Origin of the sequence: Nonomuraea purpurea, from assembly GCF_042650645.1 — a bacterium.
In the GTDB taxonomy this organism is placed as follows: domain Bacteria; phylum Actinomycetota; class Actinomycetes; order Streptosporangiales; family Streptosporangiaceae; genus Nonomuraea; species Nonomuraea purpurea.
The window spans coordinates 276,803-294,130 of sequence record NZ_JBHSBI010000003.1; the positions used below are offsets into that span (position 1 = coordinate 276,803).

20 protein-coding genes are annotated in these 17,328 nt (G+C 70.5%); 12 read left to right on the forward strand and 8 right to left on the reverse strand.

Annotated elements, in window-relative coordinates:
• Positions 1-61: 61 nt before the first annotated feature.
• Positions 62-952, reverse strand: a complete 891-nt coding sequence (locus tag ACFOY2_RS07760; protein ID WP_379527240.1) for an SDR family oxidoreductase — start codon at positions 950-952, stop codon at positions 62-64.
• A 78-nt stretch (positions 953-1,030) separates the two neighbouring features.
• Between ACFOY2_RS07760 and ACFOY2_RS07765 the strand changes: the two genes are divergently transcribed.
• The 3 genes from ACFOY2_RS07765 to mctP all read left to right on the forward strand — a co-directional run bounded on the left by ACFOY2_RS07765 (position 1,031) and on the right by mctP (position 3,611).
• A complete protein-coding gene (locus ACFOY2_RS07765) occupies positions 1,031-1,579 on the forward strand; it encodes a VOC family protein (RefSeq protein WP_379527241.1) in 549 nt (182 codons plus the stop codon).
• 215 nt (positions 1,580-1,794) lie between these two features.
• A complete protein-coding gene (locus ACFOY2_RS07770) occupies positions 1,795-2,004 on the forward strand; it encodes a DUF3311 domain-containing protein (RefSeq protein WP_379527242.1) in 210 nt (69 codons plus the stop codon).
• Complete coding sequence (gene mctP / locus ACFOY2_RS07775; protein ID WP_379527243.1) at positions 2,001-3,611, forward strand: monocarboxylate uptake permease MctP; 1,611 nt, start codon at positions 2,001-2,003, stop codon at positions 3,609-3,611. The genes ACFOY2_RS07770 and mctP overlap by 4 nt, the downstream gene beginning before the upstream one ends.
• 6 nt (positions 3,612-3,617) lie before the next feature.
• On the opposite strand, the gene ACFOY2_RS07780 is transcribed toward mctP, so the two are convergent.
• Positions 3,618-3,755 carry a hypothetical protein gene (locus ACFOY2_RS07780; RefSeq protein WP_379527244.1) on the reverse strand — a complete coding sequence of 46 codons (138 nt, stop codon included), beginning with the start codon at positions 3,753-3,755 and terminating at the stop codon, positions 3,618-3,620.
• A 75-nt stretch (positions 3,756-3,830) separates the two neighbouring features.
• Between ACFOY2_RS07780 and ACFOY2_RS07785 the strand changes: the two genes are divergently transcribed.
• Entirely contained in the window at positions 3,831-4,613 is a 783-nt protein-coding gene (locus tag ACFOY2_RS07785; RefSeq protein WP_379527245.1) for a CPBP family intramembrane glutamic endopeptidase, read from the forward strand.
• A complete protein-coding gene (locus tag ACFOY2_RS07790) occupies positions 4,511-4,999 on the forward strand; it encodes a phosphotransferase (RefSeq protein ID WP_379527457.1) in 489 nt (162 codons plus the stop codon). Before ACFOY2_RS07785 ends, ACFOY2_RS07790 begins: the two co-directional genes overlap by 103 nt.
• A 118-nt stretch (positions 5,000-5,117) precedes the next feature.
• Here the strand turns inward: ACFOY2_RS07790 and ACFOY2_RS07795 are convergent, their stop codons facing one another.
• Complete coding sequence (locus ACFOY2_RS07795; protein ID WP_379527246.1) at positions 5,118-5,699, reverse strand: TetR/AcrR family transcriptional regulator; 582 nt, start codon at positions 5,697-5,699, stop codon at positions 5,118-5,120.
• Positions 5,696-6,154 carry a hypothetical protein gene (locus ACFOY2_RS07800; protein ID WP_379527247.1) on the reverse strand — a complete coding sequence of 153 codons (459 nt, stop codon included), beginning with the start codon at positions 6,152-6,154 and terminating at the stop codon, positions 5,696-5,698. The genes ACFOY2_RS07795 and ACFOY2_RS07800 overlap by 4 nt, the downstream gene beginning before the upstream one ends.
• Positions 6,155-6,556: 402 nt before the next feature.
• Between ACFOY2_RS07800 and ACFOY2_RS07805 the strand changes: the two genes are divergently transcribed.
• The 5 genes from ACFOY2_RS07805 (at position 6,557) to ACFOY2_RS07825 (ending at position 12,035) form a co-directional block, all read left to right on the forward strand.
• On the forward strand, positions 6,557-7,234 hold the full coding sequence (locus ACFOY2_RS07805) for a class I SAM-dependent methyltransferase (protein WP_379527248.1): 678 nt from the start codon (positions 6,557-6,559) through the stop codon (positions 7,232-7,234).
• 205 nt (positions 7,235-7,439) lie between these two features.
• Positions 7,440-8,210, forward strand: a complete 771-nt coding sequence (locus ACFOY2_RS07810) for a hypothetical protein (RefSeq protein ID WP_379527249.1) — start codon at positions 7,440-7,442, stop codon at positions 8,208-8,210.
• Positions 8,207-9,337, forward strand: coding sequence for a hypothetical protein (locus ACFOY2_RS07815; protein WP_379527250.1), 1,131 nt, complete (start codon positions 8,207-8,209; stop codon positions 9,335-9,337). Before ACFOY2_RS07810 ends, ACFOY2_RS07815 begins: the two co-directional genes overlap by 4 nt.
• Entirely contained in the window at positions 9,325-10,761 is a 1,437-nt protein-coding gene (locus ACFOY2_RS07820) for a hypothetical protein (RefSeq protein ID WP_379527251.1), read from the forward strand. Before ACFOY2_RS07815 ends, ACFOY2_RS07820 begins: the two co-directional genes overlap by 13 nt.
• A complete protein-coding gene (locus tag ACFOY2_RS07825; RefSeq protein WP_379527252.1) occupies positions 10,758-12,035 on the forward strand; it encodes an AAA domain-containing protein in 1,278 nt (425 codons plus the stop codon). Before ACFOY2_RS07820 ends, ACFOY2_RS07825 begins: the two co-directional genes overlap by 4 nt.
• Positions 12,036-12,076: 41 nt before the next feature.
• On the opposite strand, the gene ACFOY2_RS07830 is transcribed toward ACFOY2_RS07825, so the two are convergent.
• On the reverse strand, positions 12,077-13,006 hold the full coding sequence (locus ACFOY2_RS07830; RefSeq protein WP_379527253.1) for a GNAT family N-acetyltransferase: 930 nt from the start codon (positions 13,004-13,006) through the stop codon (positions 12,077-12,079).
• A gap of 60 nt (positions 13,007-13,066) precedes the next feature.
• A complete protein-coding gene (locus tag ACFOY2_RS07835; RefSeq protein ID WP_379527254.1) occupies positions 13,067-14,638 on the reverse strand; it encodes an MDR family MFS transporter in 1,572 nt (523 codons plus the stop codon).
• Positions 14,639-14,744: 106 nt separating this feature from the next.
• Here ACFOY2_RS07835 and ACFOY2_RS07840 point away from each other — a divergent pair, with 106 nt between their 5' ends.
• Positions 14,745-15,290 carry a TetR/AcrR family transcriptional regulator gene (locus tag ACFOY2_RS07840; RefSeq protein ID WP_379527255.1) on the forward strand — a complete coding sequence of 182 codons (546 nt, stop codon included), beginning with the start codon at positions 14,745-14,747 and terminating at the stop codon, positions 15,288-15,290.
• 82 nt (positions 15,291-15,372) lie between these two features.
• Positions 15,373-15,804 carry an ATP-binding protein gene (locus ACFOY2_RS07845; RefSeq protein WP_379527256.1) on the forward strand — a complete coding sequence of 144 codons (432 nt, stop codon included), beginning with the start codon at positions 15,373-15,375 and terminating at the stop codon, positions 15,802-15,804.
• 14 nt (positions 15,805-15,818) lie between these two features.
• Here the strand turns inward: ACFOY2_RS07845 and ACFOY2_RS07850 are convergent, their stop codons facing one another.
• Entirely contained in the window at positions 15,819-16,175 is a 357-nt protein-coding gene (locus ACFOY2_RS07850; protein WP_379527257.1) for a hypothetical protein, read from the reverse strand.
• Between the two features lie 58 nt (positions 16,176-16,233).
• On the reverse strand, positions 16,234-17,190 hold the full coding sequence (locus ACFOY2_RS07855; RefSeq protein WP_379527258.1) for a Ppx/GppA phosphatase family protein: 957 nt from the start codon (positions 17,188-17,190) through the stop codon (positions 16,234-16,236).
• Between the last annotated feature and the right edge of the window lie 138 nt (positions 17,191-17,328).

The window sequence follows — 17,328 nt, forward strand, 5'->3', positions numbered from 1 at the left end:
CGGTAGCGGCCCGGCGTTCCGGGCCGCTACCGGCGCAACTCCCGGCCGGCGCTTCCTGGCCCTACCGGTAGGACTCCCAGCCGGTGTTCCCGCCGTTCTCGCGGGCCTCGATGATGTAGCGCCACACCTGCGGGCGGCTGCCGTCCACGTCGGTCACCCCGTACGCCTGCGCGAGGTCGCCGCTGGTCACGGACTTGCCGGACCAGCGCTGCCGGTCGGGATCCTGGGCGAGCGCGGCCACGCCGCGGCCGACGTAGGCGGGCGTCTCGGAGACCATCCAGCTGTCGTCCACCTTGGCTTCGCGCCAGTTGTCCTCGGTGACGCCGAAGTTGTCCAGCATCGCCTCCGAGCGCAGGAACCCGGGCGTGACGGCCACCCCCGTCCCCCCGTACGGGCGCAGCTCGTTCGACCAGGCGAAGGCCAGCCGGTTCACCGACATCTTGGCCAGGTCGTAGTAGACGTTCTCCCGGTAACGGGTCTCGTTGTAGGACCAGGTGCCGTCGGTGACCTCCACGACCAGCCCGCCCTTGTCCTTGATCATCAGCGGCAGGAGGTGCCGGCTGCTGATGATGTGGGTGTCGATCGCCAGCCGCAACAATCGCAGCCCCTTGTCCATGTCGTGTTTCCAGACGGGGGTGTCCCACTCCCACAGGTGGTCGCCGCCCCACACGTCGTTGACCAGCACGTCGAGCCGGCCCTGCTCGCTCTCGACCCGCCCGGCCAGCGCCCGCACCTGCTCGGAGTCCAGGTGGTCGACCTGGACCGCGATGCCGGCGCCCCCGGCGGCCGTGACCAGTTCCGCCGTCTCCTCGATGGTCTCCGGCCGGTTCATCTCCGACCGCTGGGCGCGCGTGCTGCGTCCCGTGCAGTACACCGTCGCGCCCGCCGCGCCCAGCGCGACCGCTATTCCTCGTCCCGTTCCGCGGGTCGCCCCCGCCACCAACGCAATCATGGCGACGATCGTGCCGCGAAAAGCCGACACCTCATGTCATGTTTTTTGCTGAATCCCTGTGATAAGCAGGGAGTTACCATGAACGGCGAATTCGAGCTCCGTGGCGTCAACCATGTCGCGCTGGTCTGCTCGGACATGCGGCAGACGGTCGAGTTCTACTCGGGCGTGCTGGGCATGCCGCTGATCAAGACCATCGAGCTGCCGCTGGGCTGGGGGCAGCACTTCTTCTTCGACTGCGGCGGCGGCAACGCGCTGGCCTTCTTCTGGTTCCCCGACGCGCCCGACGGCGTCCCGGGGGTGTCGGCGCCGAAGAACCTGCCTGACCGGGGCGAACTGGTCTCGGCCGTCGGCTCGATGAACCACATCGCCTTCGACGTGCCGCCGGACAAGATCGAGGAGTACCGCGAGCGGCTCATCGCCAAGGGCGTCGACGTGGGCGTGCTGCTCAACCACGACGACAGCGAGTTCGGCGTGGCGCCCGAGATGCACGACGGCGTGTTCGTGCGCTCGATCTACTTCAAGGACCCCGACGGGACGCTGGTGGAGTTCGCCGCCTGGACGCGGCCCGTCGGGCAGCCGGGCGACGTGCGGCACGAGCCGAAGACGGCGGCCGACAGGACGGCCTGAGCCGCGCACACACCTGGCGACCGTTCGCCGCGGGCAACCGACCGTTCGCCGATCGAGTGATCTTCGGGTGGCGGTCCGTCATTAAGGTGCCGTTGCGGGCATGCCAGACGCACGCCTGCAACATCTAGGCCAAAACGTGACATAACGGTCTTTGGGTTTAATACCGCCATAAATTACTCTCCCCTCTGACAAACTGTCGATTCATCGGAGGGTCGATGACTACCGGGGAACCCGGGCAGCCGCGTACCGACCGCAGCCCGTGGAACTGGCTGCTGGTCCTGCCGATCGTGCTGCCGCTGCTGACGTTCCTGTTCAACGCCGACGAACCGCGCCTGCTGGGCTTCCCGCTCTTCTACTGGCTGCAGATCGCGTTCATCGTGGTGGGCGTCACGACGACGACCATCGTCTACCGGATGACCAAATGAGCGAGCACACGACCGAGCTGGTCGTCTTCGTCCTGCTGTTCCTCCTGGTCAGCGGCATGGGCTTCGTGGCCGCGCGCTGGCGGCGGCCCACCGACCTGGCCAGCCTCAACGAATGGGGCCTGGGCGGGCGCAACTTCGGCTCCTGGATCACCTGGTTCCTGGTCGGCGGCGACCTCTACACCGCCTACACCTTCGTGGCGGTGCCCGCCCTGGTGTTCAGCTCCGGGGCACTGGGGTTCTACGCGCTGCCGTACACGGTGGTCGTCTACCCGCTGGTGTTCCTGGTGCTGGCGCGGATGTGGTCGGTCTCGCACGTGCACGGATTCGTCACGCCGGCCGACTTCGTCCGGGCCAGGTTCGGCTCGCCGACGCTGGCGCTGGCCATCGCGATCACCGGGCTGGTGGCCACGATGCCCTACATCGCGCTGCAGCTCGTCGGCATCGAGGCCGTGCTGAAGTCGATGGGCATCACCGGGCACCTGCCGATCATCATCGCCTTCGCGATCCTGGCCGCCTACACCTACCAGTCGGGGCTGCGCGCGCCCGCGCTGATCGCCTTCGTCAAGGACACGCTCATCTACATCGTGATCCTGGCCGCGGTCATCTACATCCCGTCCCAGCTCGGCGGCTGGGACTCGATCTTCGACGCGGCCAAGGCCAAGTTCGACGCCACCCCCGCCCAGGGCGACGGGATCACCCTCAACGCCGCCAACCAGCTCCAGTACATAACGCTGGCGCTCGGTTCGGCGCTGGCGCTGTTCCTCTACCCGCACAGCCTCACCGGCGTGCTGGCCTCGAAGAACCGCAACGTCATCAAGCGCAACATGTCGGCGCTGCCCGCCTACAGCTTCCTGCTGGGCCTGATCGCGCTGCTGGGCTTCATGGCGATCGCGGCCGGCACCAAACCGGTCGTCGGCGAGAACGGCAAGCCCGACACCAACACGATCGTGCCCATGCTGTTCGACCAGATGTTCCCCGACTGGTTCACCGGCGTCGCCTACGCCGCCGTCGGCATCGGCGCGCTCGTCCCCGCGGCCATCATGTCGATCGCGGCGGCTAACCTGTTCACCCGCAACATCTACCGCGAGTACCTCAACAAGAACGCCACCGACGCCCAGGAGGCCAACGTCTCCAAGCTGGTGTCGCTGGTGGTCAAGGTCGGGGCGGTGCTGTGCATCCTGCTGCTCGACCCGCAGTTCTCCATCGACCTGCAGCTCATCGGCGGCGTGATCATCCTGCAGACGCTGCCCTCGGTGGCGCTGGGCCTGTACACGCGCTGGTTCCACAAGGGCGGCCTGATCGCCGGCTGGGCGGCCGGGCTGGCGGCGGGCATGTGGATGTTGTACCTGATCCCCAACCCGGCCAACGGCAAGCAGCACTTCGGCGGCTCGGCGTTCGGGCTGTCGAACCTCGGGTTCGACACCAAGATGACGATCTACGCCGGGTTCCTGGCGCTGGCCGTCAACCTGGTGGTGGCGGTGCTGGGCACGCTGGCCTTCCGCGCGGCCAAGGTCGCCGACGGCGAGGACGCGACGGCGCGCGACGACTACTTCGCCGACGAGGGCGACCCGAAGGTCAAGGACCTCGACCCCACCGGCTCTCACTGACCCGGGTCAGTCCGCCTCGAGGTGGCCGGGGTCGGCCACCTCGAGCTTGGCCCACACGGCCTGCTCCAGGACGGTGACGAGGGCGTGGTCGCCGGCGATCCGGCCCTCGCGGACGGCGGCGGCCAGCTCGACGTCGTCGGCCACGCCCAGCCGGGCGGCAGAGACGCCAGCTTGTGGGGTTTTATCCGGGTCCGATCATTTCGGGGCTACTCTGCGGCCATGCACACACCCTCTCCCCTCGCACCGCCCCCGGTGCTCGGGCCGAAGCTCATCAGGGCCGAGGTCATCGCCGTGTTGTCGGTCTCGCTCGGGGCCAGCGCGCTGCTGGCGTTCGTGCGGCTGGTCGGGGCGCTCACCGCGCCCAAGGAGCTGCAGAACCAGCAGGCGGTGCTCGTCGGGTCCATGGCGCCGGGGCGGCCCTGGCTGGACCTGACGTTGCAGCTCGTCCAGATCGCGATCGCGGTGGCGCCGGTCGGGCTGGTGGCGTACCTGATGGTGCGCTCGGGCGAGTCGATGCGCACGATCGGCGCCGACTTCCGGGAGCCGGGGCGCGACACGGTGCGCGGGGCGCTGCTGGCGGCCGCGATCGGCGGCAGCGGGCTGGCCTTCTACCTGGCGGTGTGGGCGTCCGGCGTGAACCTGACCGTCGTACCCGGCCAACTGCCCGAAGTGTGGTGGCAGGTGCCGGTGCTGCTGCTGGCCTCCGCCCAGAACGGGGTGCTGGAAGAGGTCATCGTGGCCGGTTACCTGCTGCACCGGCTGGGGCAGGCCGGGTGGGGGCCGTGGCGGGCGGTCGTGGTGTCATCGCTGCTGCGGGGGTCCTACCACCTGTATCAGGGGTTCGGGGGGTTCGTCGGGAACGTGGTGATGGGGCTGGTGTTCGGGCGGCTGTACCAGCGCTGGGGGCGGGCCATGCCGCTGATCGTGGCCCACACGCTCATCGACGCCGTCGCCTTCGTCGGGTACGCCTTCCTGCGCGACCGGGTGAGCTGGCTGCCTTGACCGGGCGCCGGCCACCGTGCACCGCATGCCGCCGTCGTGCGTGCCGCGGCAGCAGCAGGAGGATCCGCTGCCGCGTGCACGACGACTTCCGCAACGGCAACCTCATCGTCGGGTCCAAGGGTCTCAGGGCGGTGCTCGACTGGGAGCCGGCCCATGCCTGTGATCCCCTCGAGGACCTGGAGTGGTTGTGCGTGAAAACGTGGCGGTTCGGCTCGCCGCTGCCGGCGGGCGGGTTCGGCGGCCACCCCGCCCTGGTCGCGGCCTACGAGTCGGCCGGCGGGCCGCCCGTCGACCGGGTGGCGTTGAGACGTTCGGGGTGCTCAAATAGGCATCATCTGCGTCATGCAGACCAGGCGGCACCTGCGCGGCGGGACGCGCTCGGTTGAGCCGGGCGCGATCGGGCGTCGCGTCTGCGCGACCGAGTGGGACCTGCCGCGAATGCTGCGCGCCGCCTAGAACCGCCCGGACGCGAGCGCCGCTAGACCCGCCCGGACGTGAGCGCCGCTAGACCCGCCCGGACGTGAGTGCCGCCGCGATCACGTCGACCAGGCCCTCCACCACCTGCGCGCGGTCGACCTCCTGGTGCTCCAGCCACCAGTCGCCGGTCGTCTGCACCATCCCGACGAACGCGTGCCCGAGCACCTGGGCCCTGACCGGGTCGCGCACCACCCGCTCGGCCGACAACATCCCGCCCAGCTCCTCGCCCAGGCTGCGCACCAGCGAGGTCATGTGGGAGCGGACCCTGGTGTCCTCGGCGCCGGCCCGGTGGAACAGGAAGCGGTAGAGGTTGAGGTTGGCCGAGACCAGGTCGAGGTAGACGCCGATGGCCGCCCCGGCCCTGGCCCGCACGTCGGCGCCGGTCTCGGCGAGCTTGGGCCGCAGCAGCGCGATCACCGTGCGAACGTGCCTGTCGGCCAGCGCCTCGTACAATCCGCTCTTGTCGCCGAAGTGGCGGTAGAGAATGGGCTTGGTGATGCCCGCCTCCACGGCGATGGCCGCCATCGACACCTCGGGGCCTTCGCTCAGGATCACCCGATCGGCGGCGTCGAGCAACGCCCTGCGCCGATCCGGGTCCCGTCCGCTCACCCGCTCAATATAGATCGCAACCGGCCGGGCAGCAGCGCCGAGAGCACCAGGAGCACGCCGATCAGCGCGTACAGGCCGGTCATGCCCGCCATGGTGCCGGGCGGCTCGGCCAGCTCGGCCCACGGCAGGCCGTCGGGACGCGACCACGGGAGCCCGCCCTCCGCCGCCCACGGCAGGCGGACCGCCACACCGAGCGCGGAGTCCAGGTCCAGGACGAACAGGGACCCCGCCGCGGCCAGCGGCAGCCCGCAGCCGAGCGCCGCCGCCGGCCACGCCATCAGGAGGCTGATGATCAGCGCCACCGCACCCAGGTAGGCCAGGCCCTGGGGTGAGGGGGCGAATGTGGCGTTACCCACGCGCAGCGCCCTGGCGGCGGCCTCGGTGAGGTAGTAGACGGGGGCCAGGGCTACCAGACCTGCGGCGGCGCCCGCCAGTTGACGAATCTCAGGGGTCACAGGGGCATAGTCCCCTCGTCCCGCACCCATCGAACCTCATCCCCCGGCCCCGCCGACACGACCGGTCGCGAGCCTCTGCGACGGCCCGGCCGAGCATCGGAACAACCGAGCGACGCCAAGCGTGCACAGGACGGGGACCCCCGGCGGAGAAACCCGCAGCGGTGCGCGGTAACACGACGTGCGGAACGAGTTGGAGCGGCCTGAAACGGGGCGGAGAGGCGGGGGTGGGCACCGTGCCGGTGGTGCGGTGTGGGGCTGGGCGAGGAGACGCGGGGCGTCGAGGTGCGGATGATGCGGCGCGAGGGAAACGGCGCGGATCGCGTGGATGGTTGGGGTGCGCGAGAAAGGGTGGGCGGGTTGTTGGGGGGTGCGGGGGGAAGGTGGGCGGGTTAGCGTCGGGTCATGCGGAACAATGGCACGGGCCCCGGCCCCATTTCCCCCGACGGATCTCCGGTCGAGTTCTACAGCATGCTCCCGCCCAACGGCGAGCCCGAGCTGGTCGCCCAGGTGACCCCGCCCGGCGGTTCGGTCCTGGAGCTCGGCGCGGGCGTGGGCAGGGTGACGCACCCGCTGCTCGCCCTCGGCTTCGAGGTGGTCGCCGTGGACGAGTCCCCAGAGATGCTGGCCCTCGTGCAGGACGCCCAGACCGTGCTCGCCCGGGTGGAGGGGCTACGGCTGGATCGGCGCTTCGACACCGTCATGCTGGCCTCCCAGCTCGTCAACACCGCCGACGACGCGTACAGGCGGGAGCTGATCGCCACCTGCGCGCGGCACGTGGTCCCGGGCGGCGTGGTACTGATCCAGTGGATGCCGGCCTCCGCGCACGACAGGTGGTACGTGGGCAGAACGAGGACCGACGGCGACGTCACGATCACGATGGCGGCCGTCGAGGAGGTCTCCCCCGGCGTCTACCACGCGACGATGCGCTACACCTACGGCGACGCCAAGGTCTGGACGCAGTCGTTCTCCTCCAAGCGGCTCACCGACGACGAGCTCGCGGCCGAGCTGGCCACGGAGGGGCTGCGACTGGACGGGTTCCTGACCGAGGACCGTACCTGGGTGTCGGCGGTGCCCGCCTAACCCCGCGTTTCCGCACTTGCCGGTGTCACTCCTCACCTCCCCAAAGGCACCCCTGCCGAAGTGCGGCGGCGTGGAGAAGGGCGGGCACGTTGGAGTGAGGTGCGGAAAACCAGCCTGCGCGCCCGCCTTTACGATGTAGATCACGTGATGGCGACGATACCGCCGAAATACTGGAAAATACTGGGACTGTTGGTACGCTCGCGCCATGAGTGACCGGCTGGACGATCTGGAGCGCCGGATCGACGAGTTGCGGGCGGGCGTCCGCAAGGCGATGCGGGTCAAGGACGGTGCCGGCGCCCGCGTCCTGCGCGCCGAGCTGCGTACCGCGGAACGCGCCTGGGACGCCCTGGTCAGCGGCGAGCAGCCGCAGGCCGCGCCCGAGCCGCCGCGCCTGGTCACCGTCAGGGAGCAGGTGCACCAGGGGCTGCGGCTGCTGGGGGCGGCGGCGCAGCCGAGGCTGGTCGTGGCCGTCAGCGACGCGTTCTTCGGCGGCACGATCCGCAGCGGCCAGCTCACCAGCCTGCGCAGGGACGAGGAGCGCTCGTTCCGGTCCTCACCCGGCGGACGCCCGTTCTACCTGTGTGCGGCCCTGACCGACCGCCTCTCCCCCGCCCGCGGCCTGCTCACGCTCAGCACCTGGCCGCTGGAGCGGCGCGTGGTCGGGCCGCTCAGCCCGCGTGTCGACTTCCTGACCTGCGCCATCGCGGTGGCTTCGCACGACGGCGACGCTGAGCGGACCTCGCGGTTATTGGCAAGGATGGCCAGGAACATCCCCGGCGCCACCGACGCCGAGATCGGCCCGCCCGACCGCGGGCGGGTGATCGAGGCGGCCCGCGCCGAGCTGGGTGTGCACGCGGGGCGCGACACGCGGGACCGCGCCGAGCTGGCACGACGCGCGACAGCGCAGCTCGGTGACGTCGCCCGGCTGTTCGGCGCCGCTACGCTGAGCACGATCAAGAAAGAGAGGGCCAAGTGAGCGGCTTGAAGCGCGAAGGCGACCATGTGCACCGCCTCGACGCCCTGCGTGGCACGACGCCGTCCCGCCCGCACGACGCCCGCGCCATCGCGGCCCTGGCCGCCAACCCGGGCTGCTCCCGCAGGGCGCTGCTGGACGGCGCCGGCATCGACAAGGACGCCGCGGCTCACCATCTGGGTTTCCCCGCGCCGTTCGGCCAGTCGCCGTTCGCGATCACGCGCGGCAACATGTTCGAGGCGCAGGTCAAGGCCGACGGGTGCGCGGAGCTGCTGCGGATGCTGCGCGAGCTGCTCGGGCTGCCGGTCGCAGAGGTGTCCTACCACGACGTGGAGAACGTCGGCGCCCACCTGCGCCACGCCCACACCAGGACGCTCATCGACCGCGCCGCGGGCGGCGCCGAGGACGCGGGCACGCTGTACGACCACCCGCTGCTGACGATGGACATCGCCGGGCACACCGCCTACCTGGAGCCCGACGTGGTGGCCTTCCAGCTCGGCGGGCGCTTCCACATCGTGGAGATCAAGTCGTTCGCGGTGATCGACGGCCAGGCCGACCCGTCGGCGGTGGCGGCGGCGGCGCGGCAGGCGGCGGTGTACGTGCTGGCGCTGCGCACCCTGCTGGAGGAGCTGGGCCACGACCCGTCGAAGGTCTCCCACGACGTGGTCCTGATCTGCCCGGAGAACTTCGCCAACCGCCCGGTCGCGACCCTGGTCGACGTGCGCAAGCAGCTCGCCGTGCTGCGCCGTCAGCTCACCAGGATGACCTCGCTCGACCGCCTGCTCGAAGGGCTGCCCGAGGACCTCACCTTCGACCTGCTCCCCGGCGAGGACGGGCGTCCCACCAGGCCGGTGGCGGAGCTGGCGGACGCGCTGCGCAGGACCACCGCCCGCTACGCCCCCGACTGCCTGTCCGCCTGCGACATGTGCTTCTTCTGCCGTGACGAGGCCCGCCAGGAGGGCGCTTCCGACCTGCTGGGCCGTCAGGTGCGCGACGAGCTCGGCGGGGTGGCGTCGGTGGCCGAGGCGCTCGGGCTGGCCGACGGCACGCGCGCCCCTGCCGAGGGGCAGGAGGAGATCGCCCGGCTGCTCCGCAACGCCGAACGCCTGCGCAGGGAGTGCCTGAATTGAGCCTGCTGACCTCGCTCGCCCGGCTGCGGGCCATGGAGGAGGGCATCGCGCAGCCCATCGCGACCGTCAGGCACGTGCATCTGGCACCGCGGCCGATGGTGTTCATCCCGCTTCGGCTGTCGGGCGAGGCCGCCGCGCCGCTGGCCGCCATGCTCGGCACCGACCGCCGGCGGCCGCGCCTGCTCGTGGTCACCCAGCCGCGCAACCGCGACCAGCGCTTCGCCTGGGCCGCCGAGCTGGCCGGGGTGCTGCTGGCCTACATCGAGGGCTTCGTGGCCGACACCGAGACGGTCGAGCGCAAGAACGCCGACCCCTACGAGCGGGCGCTGGACGCGCCGCAGCTCATCGTCCCCAACCAGACGGGCGTGGCCTTCACCCGGCTGCTCGGCCGCTCGACCCGTTTCCGCCGCGCCGACGGGCCCTACCCGGTGCCCGACGTGGTGCCGCTGCTGGGGCGGTGGCTGACCTATTTCGGGGAACGGGCGGCCTACCCCGGCTCGTCGTCGCTGCTGGCCATGACCGAGGAGCTGGGCCGCCACTGGGCCAGCGGGCAGAGCGGGCTGGAGGACGCCAACCTGGCCGCGCTGCTCGGCTGGATCACCGAGGGGCCGAGCGAGGCGGCCGAGGACCCGCTGATCTGGCCGCCCGCGGGGCCTGCGACCGATCCAGGGTTCGACGCGGAGGTGCTCGCCCCTGCCATCGAGAGCGGGTCGGCCGAGCGGGTCACCGAGGCGCTGCGTACCCAGCTCGAACCCACCTGGCGGCTGATGTGGCAGGCCGTCGACCTGCTCGCGGGCCTGGAGGAGGGCGCGAGCGTGGCGCAGCGGTGGGAGCAGGACCGCGGCTCGTTCAGCGGCATGGCGGCCCACATCGCCGAGGGCGCGCCGCCGCAGGCCCGGCGCGACGGCGCGATCTCCGCGGCGGCCAAGCTGGCCCGCATGGAACGCGCCCAGGCCGCCTACGACGTGCAGCGCGCCTATGACGACCCGCTCGTCATGGCCGAGTACCGGCTCACCGGGGAGGCGTTCGCGGGCGAGGTGGTCGAGACCGTGCCCGACAACGTCGAGGGCGAGGGCCGCTCACGCAAGCTCCGCCCCCTGGTGGTGATCAAAACCGACGATCCGGTACGCCTGGCGCCCGGCACCACTCTCGGCACCCCGCAGCGCCGCGCCCAGGGCGCCGAACTCGTCGAGGCCGGTGACGGGCTCGCCACGCTGAAGATCACCAAGGGCATGGGCCGGGGCAAGACGGCCGCGCCGGGCGCGGTGCCCGACGTCGGCGAGCGGGTCTGTTACACCTCGCTCACCGACGACTTCCAGGGCTCGCCCAACCTGCCCGACTCCGAGGCCACGCCGTGGACGCACGGCGGGCCGCCGCAGGAGTACGTGCCCGACGACGAGGATGCCCAGGAGGAGTGGTCGTGACGGAGAGCCCGGAGCAGGTCATCGCGAACGTGCTGGCCGACCTGCCCAGGCACCGCGGCGTGGTCGTCGACTCGCCGCCGGGCGCGGGCAAGTCCACGCTCGTCGTACGCGCGGCGGCGCACATCGCGGCCACCGGCGAGCCGCTGATGATCGTGGCCCAGACCAACGAGCAGGTCGACGACCTGGTCGTGCGGATCACCGACAAACATCCCCGGCTCAGTGTGGGCCGGCTGTCGGCGGGTGGCTACGTGCCGCCGCTGCGCATGCTGGAGTTGCCGGGGGTGCGTTTCGGCACCAGGATCCAGGATCTCGCCGATCCGGACATCGTCATCGCGACCGCGGACAAATGGGCGTGGATCGGCGGCCGGGTGTGGCCATGGGCGATCGTGGACGAGGCGTACCAGATGCGCTCGGACAAGCTGCTGCGGATCGCGGGGCTGTTCGAGCGGGCGCTGTTCGTGGGCGATCCCGGGCAGCTCGACCCGTTCTCCATCGTGGACGGCGACCGCTGGTCGGGGCTGTCGTGGGACCCGCTGCAGAGCGCGGTGTCGGTGCTGCTGCGGCACAATCCCGACCTGCCCGTGCACCGGCTGCCGGTGTCGTGGCGGCTGCCCGCCTCGGCCGCCCCTGTGGTGTCGCGGGCGTTCTACCCGTTCACCGGGTTCCGCTCGGGCACCGGCTTCGCCGATCGGCGGCTGGAGCTGGCCACGGGCGGCATGGGCACCGTGCACGACCGGGCGCTGGAGGAGGCGGCCCGGTCGGGGTGGGCGCTGCTGGAGTTGCCGAACCGGCACACCGTGCGCACCGACGGCGAGGCCGTCCAGGCGGTGGCGCTGCTGGCCGAGCGGCTGCTGCAGCGGGGCGCCACGGCCTACTCCGAGCAGGGCGAGCGGCCGGTCACGGCCGAGCGGATCGCGGTCGGGGCGGCGCACCGCGACCAGGTGGCCGCCATCAGGGCTGCCGGGCTGCCGCCGGAGATCACCGTCGACACCGCCAACCGGCTGCAGGGGCGCGAGTACGACGTGACCGTCGTCCTCCATCCGCTGTCGGGGCGGCGCGACGCCACCGCCTTCCACCTGGAGTCGGGACGGCTGTGCGTGCTGGCCTCCCGGCATCGGCACGCGTGCGTGGTGGTGGCCAGGGCGGGCATCGCCGAACTGCTCGACGCCCATCCGTCGGCCGAGCCGGTGCAGCTCGGGGTGCCGGTGAAGTTTCCCGACGGCTGGGAGGCCAACCAGTCGGTGCTCGACCACCTGGCCCGGCACCGCGTCTGACCGCCGGCCGTTCCGGCTTTCGGCTGTTTCGAGCGTTCGGTTCACAGGCGGCGGCGCCAGATGTCGATGGCCATCACCGGGCGCATGCCGGCCGACTCGTACAGGCCCAGCGCCGGAGTGGTGTTGCCCGAGTCGACGTGCAGGATCGTGCCCTTGCGTCCGCGGGCGGCGTCGGCGGCGAAGGCGTGGCGCAGCAGGAGCCGTCCGAGCCCGCGGCCACGGAAGCGCGGCAGCACGGCGAGCGTGGCCACGTAGCCGCAGTCCTGGTCGGAGACGAACTGGTTGTTGCCGATCACCACGGCCGCCGCTCTGCCGTCGATCCTGGCCAGGACGAGCTGGCTCCAGTCGGTCGCGCTCTGCGCCTGCCTGCGCTCGTACCACAGGTCGTAGTCGATCGCCGCGAATCCGAAGTGCTCGGCGAACCCCTCCTGGTGCACGTGGTGCGCCTCGCGCCGTACCTCCTCGCTCTGGCCGCCGTGCAACGTGAGCCCGGCCGGTACGGCGGGCGGCTCGACCGGCCCGTCGAAGTCGATGCGCATGCGGTGGAAGCTGGTGCCCGGCTCGAAGCCCCACCCCTTGGCCAGGGCCTGCTTGCCCTGGTCGGCGCGGTAGAGGCCGACGTGCAGGGTGACGGCGTCGTGGCCGCGTTCCGCGCCCAGCTCGCGGGCCCGCCCCGACACCAGCGGCCACAACTTCTCGGCCAGGTCCCCGGCGCCGGGGCGTACGATCACGTCGACCTCGATGAGGTCGCCGTCTCCCGCGGCCCAGGCCCACGCCCACCCGTCGAGCCGCCCGTCCTGCGCGCGGACCACCCAGCCGTCCTTGTCACGGTCGAAGCCGGGCTCTGCCAGCTCGTCGGCGACATCCTCCGGAGTCGTGTCCGGGGCGCCGAGCACTGCGCGTTCGTAGGTGGAGATGAGCTCGTACAGGGCGTCGGCGTCTTCCACCCGGGGACGGCTGAAGGTGTGCATACGGTGGATTGTCCACACTCACCCCATCCATCCGCCTCCCATTTTCCGCCCCGTCAGGGCTCAGCCGGCTGCCGGTGTGGGCGTCTTCGCGTTGGCGGGCTCTGCCGGGCCGGCGCCGCGTAGCGGGATCTCCTTGATGAAGGCCGCCAGCACCGGTACGGCGACGGCGAACGCGATGGCCCACCAGAACACCCCGGAAATCGACACCGCCAATGACTCCAGCAGCCCGGTGCGCTGCTGGGCGGGCATCTGGGCGAGGGTCGCGGCGTCGATCTGGGAGCCGCCCTTGGCGAGTTTCCCGGCCACCTGCGGGCCGAACCGCCCGGTCAGCTCCGACAGGAAGTGGTTGTTGAAGATGGCGCCGAACAGGGAGATGCCGAACGAGCCGCCGATGGAGCGGAAGAACGTCGAGGTGCTGCTGGCGACGCCCAGGTCGCGCTGTTCGACGCTGTTCTGCGCGATGAGCAACGTGGTCTGCATGAGGAAGCCCATGCCGAGGCCGAGCACCGCGATGTAGACGCCGGTCACCCAGGCGGGTGTGGTGACGTCCATGGTGGACAGCAGCCACATGCCCACGATCATGCCGACGCCACCGATCACCGGGTACACCTTGTACTTGCCGGTGGTGGTGATGGCCCGTCCCACGAACAGCGAGACCACCATGGAGGCGCCCATCATCGGCAGCAGCAGCAAGCCGGAGTTGGTGGCGGAGGCGCCCTGCACGAGCTGCTGGAACAGCGGCAGGAAGTTGATCGCGCCGAACATGGCGAAGCCGAGCAGGAAGCCGATGAGCGAGATCAGGGTGAAGTTGCGGTTCGCGAAGAGCTGCAGCGGCATGACGGGCTCGGCGGCCCGGCGTTCGGCCAGGACGAACAGCGCCAGCGTCACCACGGCGACGGCCGCCAGGGTGAGGATCTGCCAGGAGCCCCACGTGTACTCGGTTCCGCCCCAGGTGGTGATGAGCACCAAGGCAGTGATGCCGAGCGAGAGCAGGATCGCGCCCAGCCAGTCGATGCGGACGCGGTTGTGGTGTTTGGGCAGGTGCAGCCGCGCCACGATGAGGACGAGGGCGACGGCGCCGATGGGCAGGTTCACGTAGAAGGCCCAGCGCCAGTCGAGGTGGTCGGTGATGAAGCCGCCGACGAGCGGGCCCGCGATCATCGCCAGCGACATGATGGCGGCCATGATGCCCTGGTACTGGCCGCGTTCGCGGGGTGGGACGAGGTCGCCGATGATGGCCATGACGTTCACCATCAGGCCGCCCGCGCCGAGCCCCTGGATCGCGCGGAAGACGATGAGCTCCGTCATGCCGCCTTCGGCGCCGCCGAACAGCGACGAGCCCGCCATGCCGCAGAGGGCCGAGCCGATCATGAAGATGACGATGGAGATGATGAAGATGTTCTTGCGTCCGTACAGGTCGCCGATCTTGCCCCAGATCGGGGTCGAGACGGTCGTGCCCAGCACGTACGCCGTGACGACCCACGAGAAGTGGGTCAGGTCCCCGAGTTCTCGGACGATGCGCGGCATGGCCGTGCCCACGATCATGTTGTCCAGTAACGCCAGGACCATCGCCAGCATGAGCCCCGGCAGGACGACCATGACCTCGCGGCGCCGTCCGGCTGCCTCCGTCACTGCCCCCACCCCCTGAATTTCCGATCTTGCTTACTTGCCGACCGGCAAGCCTAGAATAAGGTAGATACTTACTTGTCGGCCGTCAAGTCGGAATATAGGTGTGAAAGTGCGAGAAGATACGCGAACCCGAATCCAGGAGATCGCGCTGAGGCTCTTCACCGAGCAGGGCTACGAGGCGACTTCTCTGCGCGAGATCGCCGAAGAGCTCGGGGTGACCAAGGCCGCTCTTTACTACCACTTCAGGACCAAGGACGACATCATCGCCAGCCTGGTCGAGATGCGTATGACGGAGCTGGAAGAGCTGCTCACCTGGTTCCGCAGCCGGCCGAACACCTTGCAGACACGGCGTGAACTGCTCGAACGCTACGCCGAAACGCTCAAGCGGAGCCGTTATCTCGACGTCGCCAAGTTCCTGGAGCGCAACCAGACGGCGATGCGCGACCATCCGCAGCTCACCCGGATGCGCGAGACGATGATGACGCTGACCAGGGAGATGAGCGACCCCGGCGCCACCCCGACGGAGCGGATCAGCCGCTCGATGGCGTTGTTCGCGCTCCACGCCGGCAAATGGCTGACCCTTGAGACCGAGCTGTCGGATGAGGAGATCGACAAGGCCACCATGGAAGTGGCCATGCGGCTGCTGGAGCCGTAGGAGGGCGGAAGGGGCGATTGGGCCGGGCAATCGCGGGAAGAAGTCCTGGCACGCATCCGCCAGGAAGCAGGAAGGAGGCGCCGTGGAAGCCACGATAGCGCTCCGGTTGCCGAGGGATGCGGCCAGCGTGCCGCTGACCCGGCAGATGCTCGACGGAACGCTGCGGTCACTCGGAGTGGAGGATCAGGTCCGCGATGACATCGAGCTCATGCTGACCGAGGCGTGCTCCAACGTCATCCGGCACGCCGAGCCCAGCGACGACTACACCGTCAGCGCGACCGTCCGCGACCACCTGTGCGTCATCAGGGTCATCGACGCCGGCAACGGCTTCGACCCCCGCAAGATCGTCAAGCCGGATCCCACCTCCGAGCACGGGCGCGGTCTGCAGATCATGCGCGCGCTCGCCGACGACGTCCGTTTCAGCAACCGTCACGAGAACGGCGCGATGGTCTGCCTGGAGAAGCGGCTCCGCTACGCCCCCGGAGCCATCGGCCCTGACCTGATGTCCGCCTGAGCCGGCCCCCGCCCCTAGATCTTGGTGTGCTGTTCCCTGTTCTCGTGGCGGCGCAGCCGGGGGCGCGGGTCGCCCGGGGTGCGGCGTGGACCCCTGGGGTGGGTGCCGCCGAGGTGGAAGCGGCGGCGCAGGGACGGGGTGGTGCCGCTGAGTTCGGCGCGCATCCGGTCGGGCACCGTGTCGCCGCTGCGTTTCAGCTCAAGCCGCGCCTTCCTGCGCGTGAGCCGCCGCAACAACGCGCGCCAGTCGGTCATCGTCCCGGCTATCAGCACGAGGACGGCCAGGAAGACCACCAGGCCGACGACCACGGCCAAGACGATGAGGATCAGGACGACCATCAGGGAACCGATCGTGCCGAGCACTGCCACCATTCGGCGGACAATGCCCACGCACCAGCGGTTTATGCAAGTTGTTGGAGATAGATCGGCCTTACCCCGTGCCGTTCAACTGATCGAGCCGCCCGGGCAGCAGGTCGAGCCTGCGCAGGATGACTCCCTCGCGCAGCGCCCACGGACAGACCTCCAGCCGGTCCACCTCGAACAGGTCCATCGCCGCGTCGGCCACCAGCGCCCCGGCGGCGAGCTGGGCCGCCCGGCCCTCGGACACGCCCGACAGCACGGCCCGTTCCGTCGATCTCATGGTGGTGAGCTTGACGGCCCAGTCGGCCATGTTCTGGCGTGTCAGGGAGCGGGAGACGTACGGGCCGTTGCTGGAGGGCGCCGCGCCGGCGATCCTGGCGAGCTGTTTGAAGGTCTTGGAGGTGGCCACGGCGCGGTCGGGCTCGCCGTACCTGACGACGTCGCCGACGGTGCGCGCGATCTCGGCGCGTACGTGCTTGCGCAGTTTGCGCACCTCTTCCGCGGACGGCGGGTCGCCGGTGAACCAGTCGCGGGTCAGCCGCCCGGCGCCCAGCGGCAGCGAGACGGCCACGTCGGGCTCCTCGTCCACCCCCGCGGCGATCTCCAGCGAGCCACCCCCTATGTCGAAGGCCAGCAGCCGCCCGGACGACCAGCCGAACCAGCGGCGCACGGCCAGGAACGTCAGCCGGGCCTCGTCGCGCCCGGACAGCACGGAGATGCGCACGCCGCTGCGCTCGGCGATCTGGGCCAGGACCTCCTCGCCGTTGGCGGCCTCGCGCACGGCGGAGGTGGCGAAGGCCAGCAGGTCCTCCACCCCCTTGTCCTCGGCGAGGTGGACGGCCTCCTCGACGAAGGCGCCGAGCCGCGCGGGGCCGTCCCCGGCCAGGTGGTTGTGCTCGTCGAGGTACTCCGTCAGGCGGAGATTCTCCTTGTGGGAGTAGGCGGGCATGGGCCGCGCGCCGCGGTGGGCGTCCACGACCAGTAAATGGACGGTGTTCGAGCCGATGTCCAGCACGCCGAGTCGCATGAGAAAAAGCTACCGGTCTGCGGCTTTTTCTGGGAAACAGGGCAGGAATGTGGCGGCCGAGTCGGCGGGCACCTTGACCGAGCGCTCACATGGGGCTGCCCGATCCCCCGCAACCTCGCCTGCGGCCGGTGGCCGCGT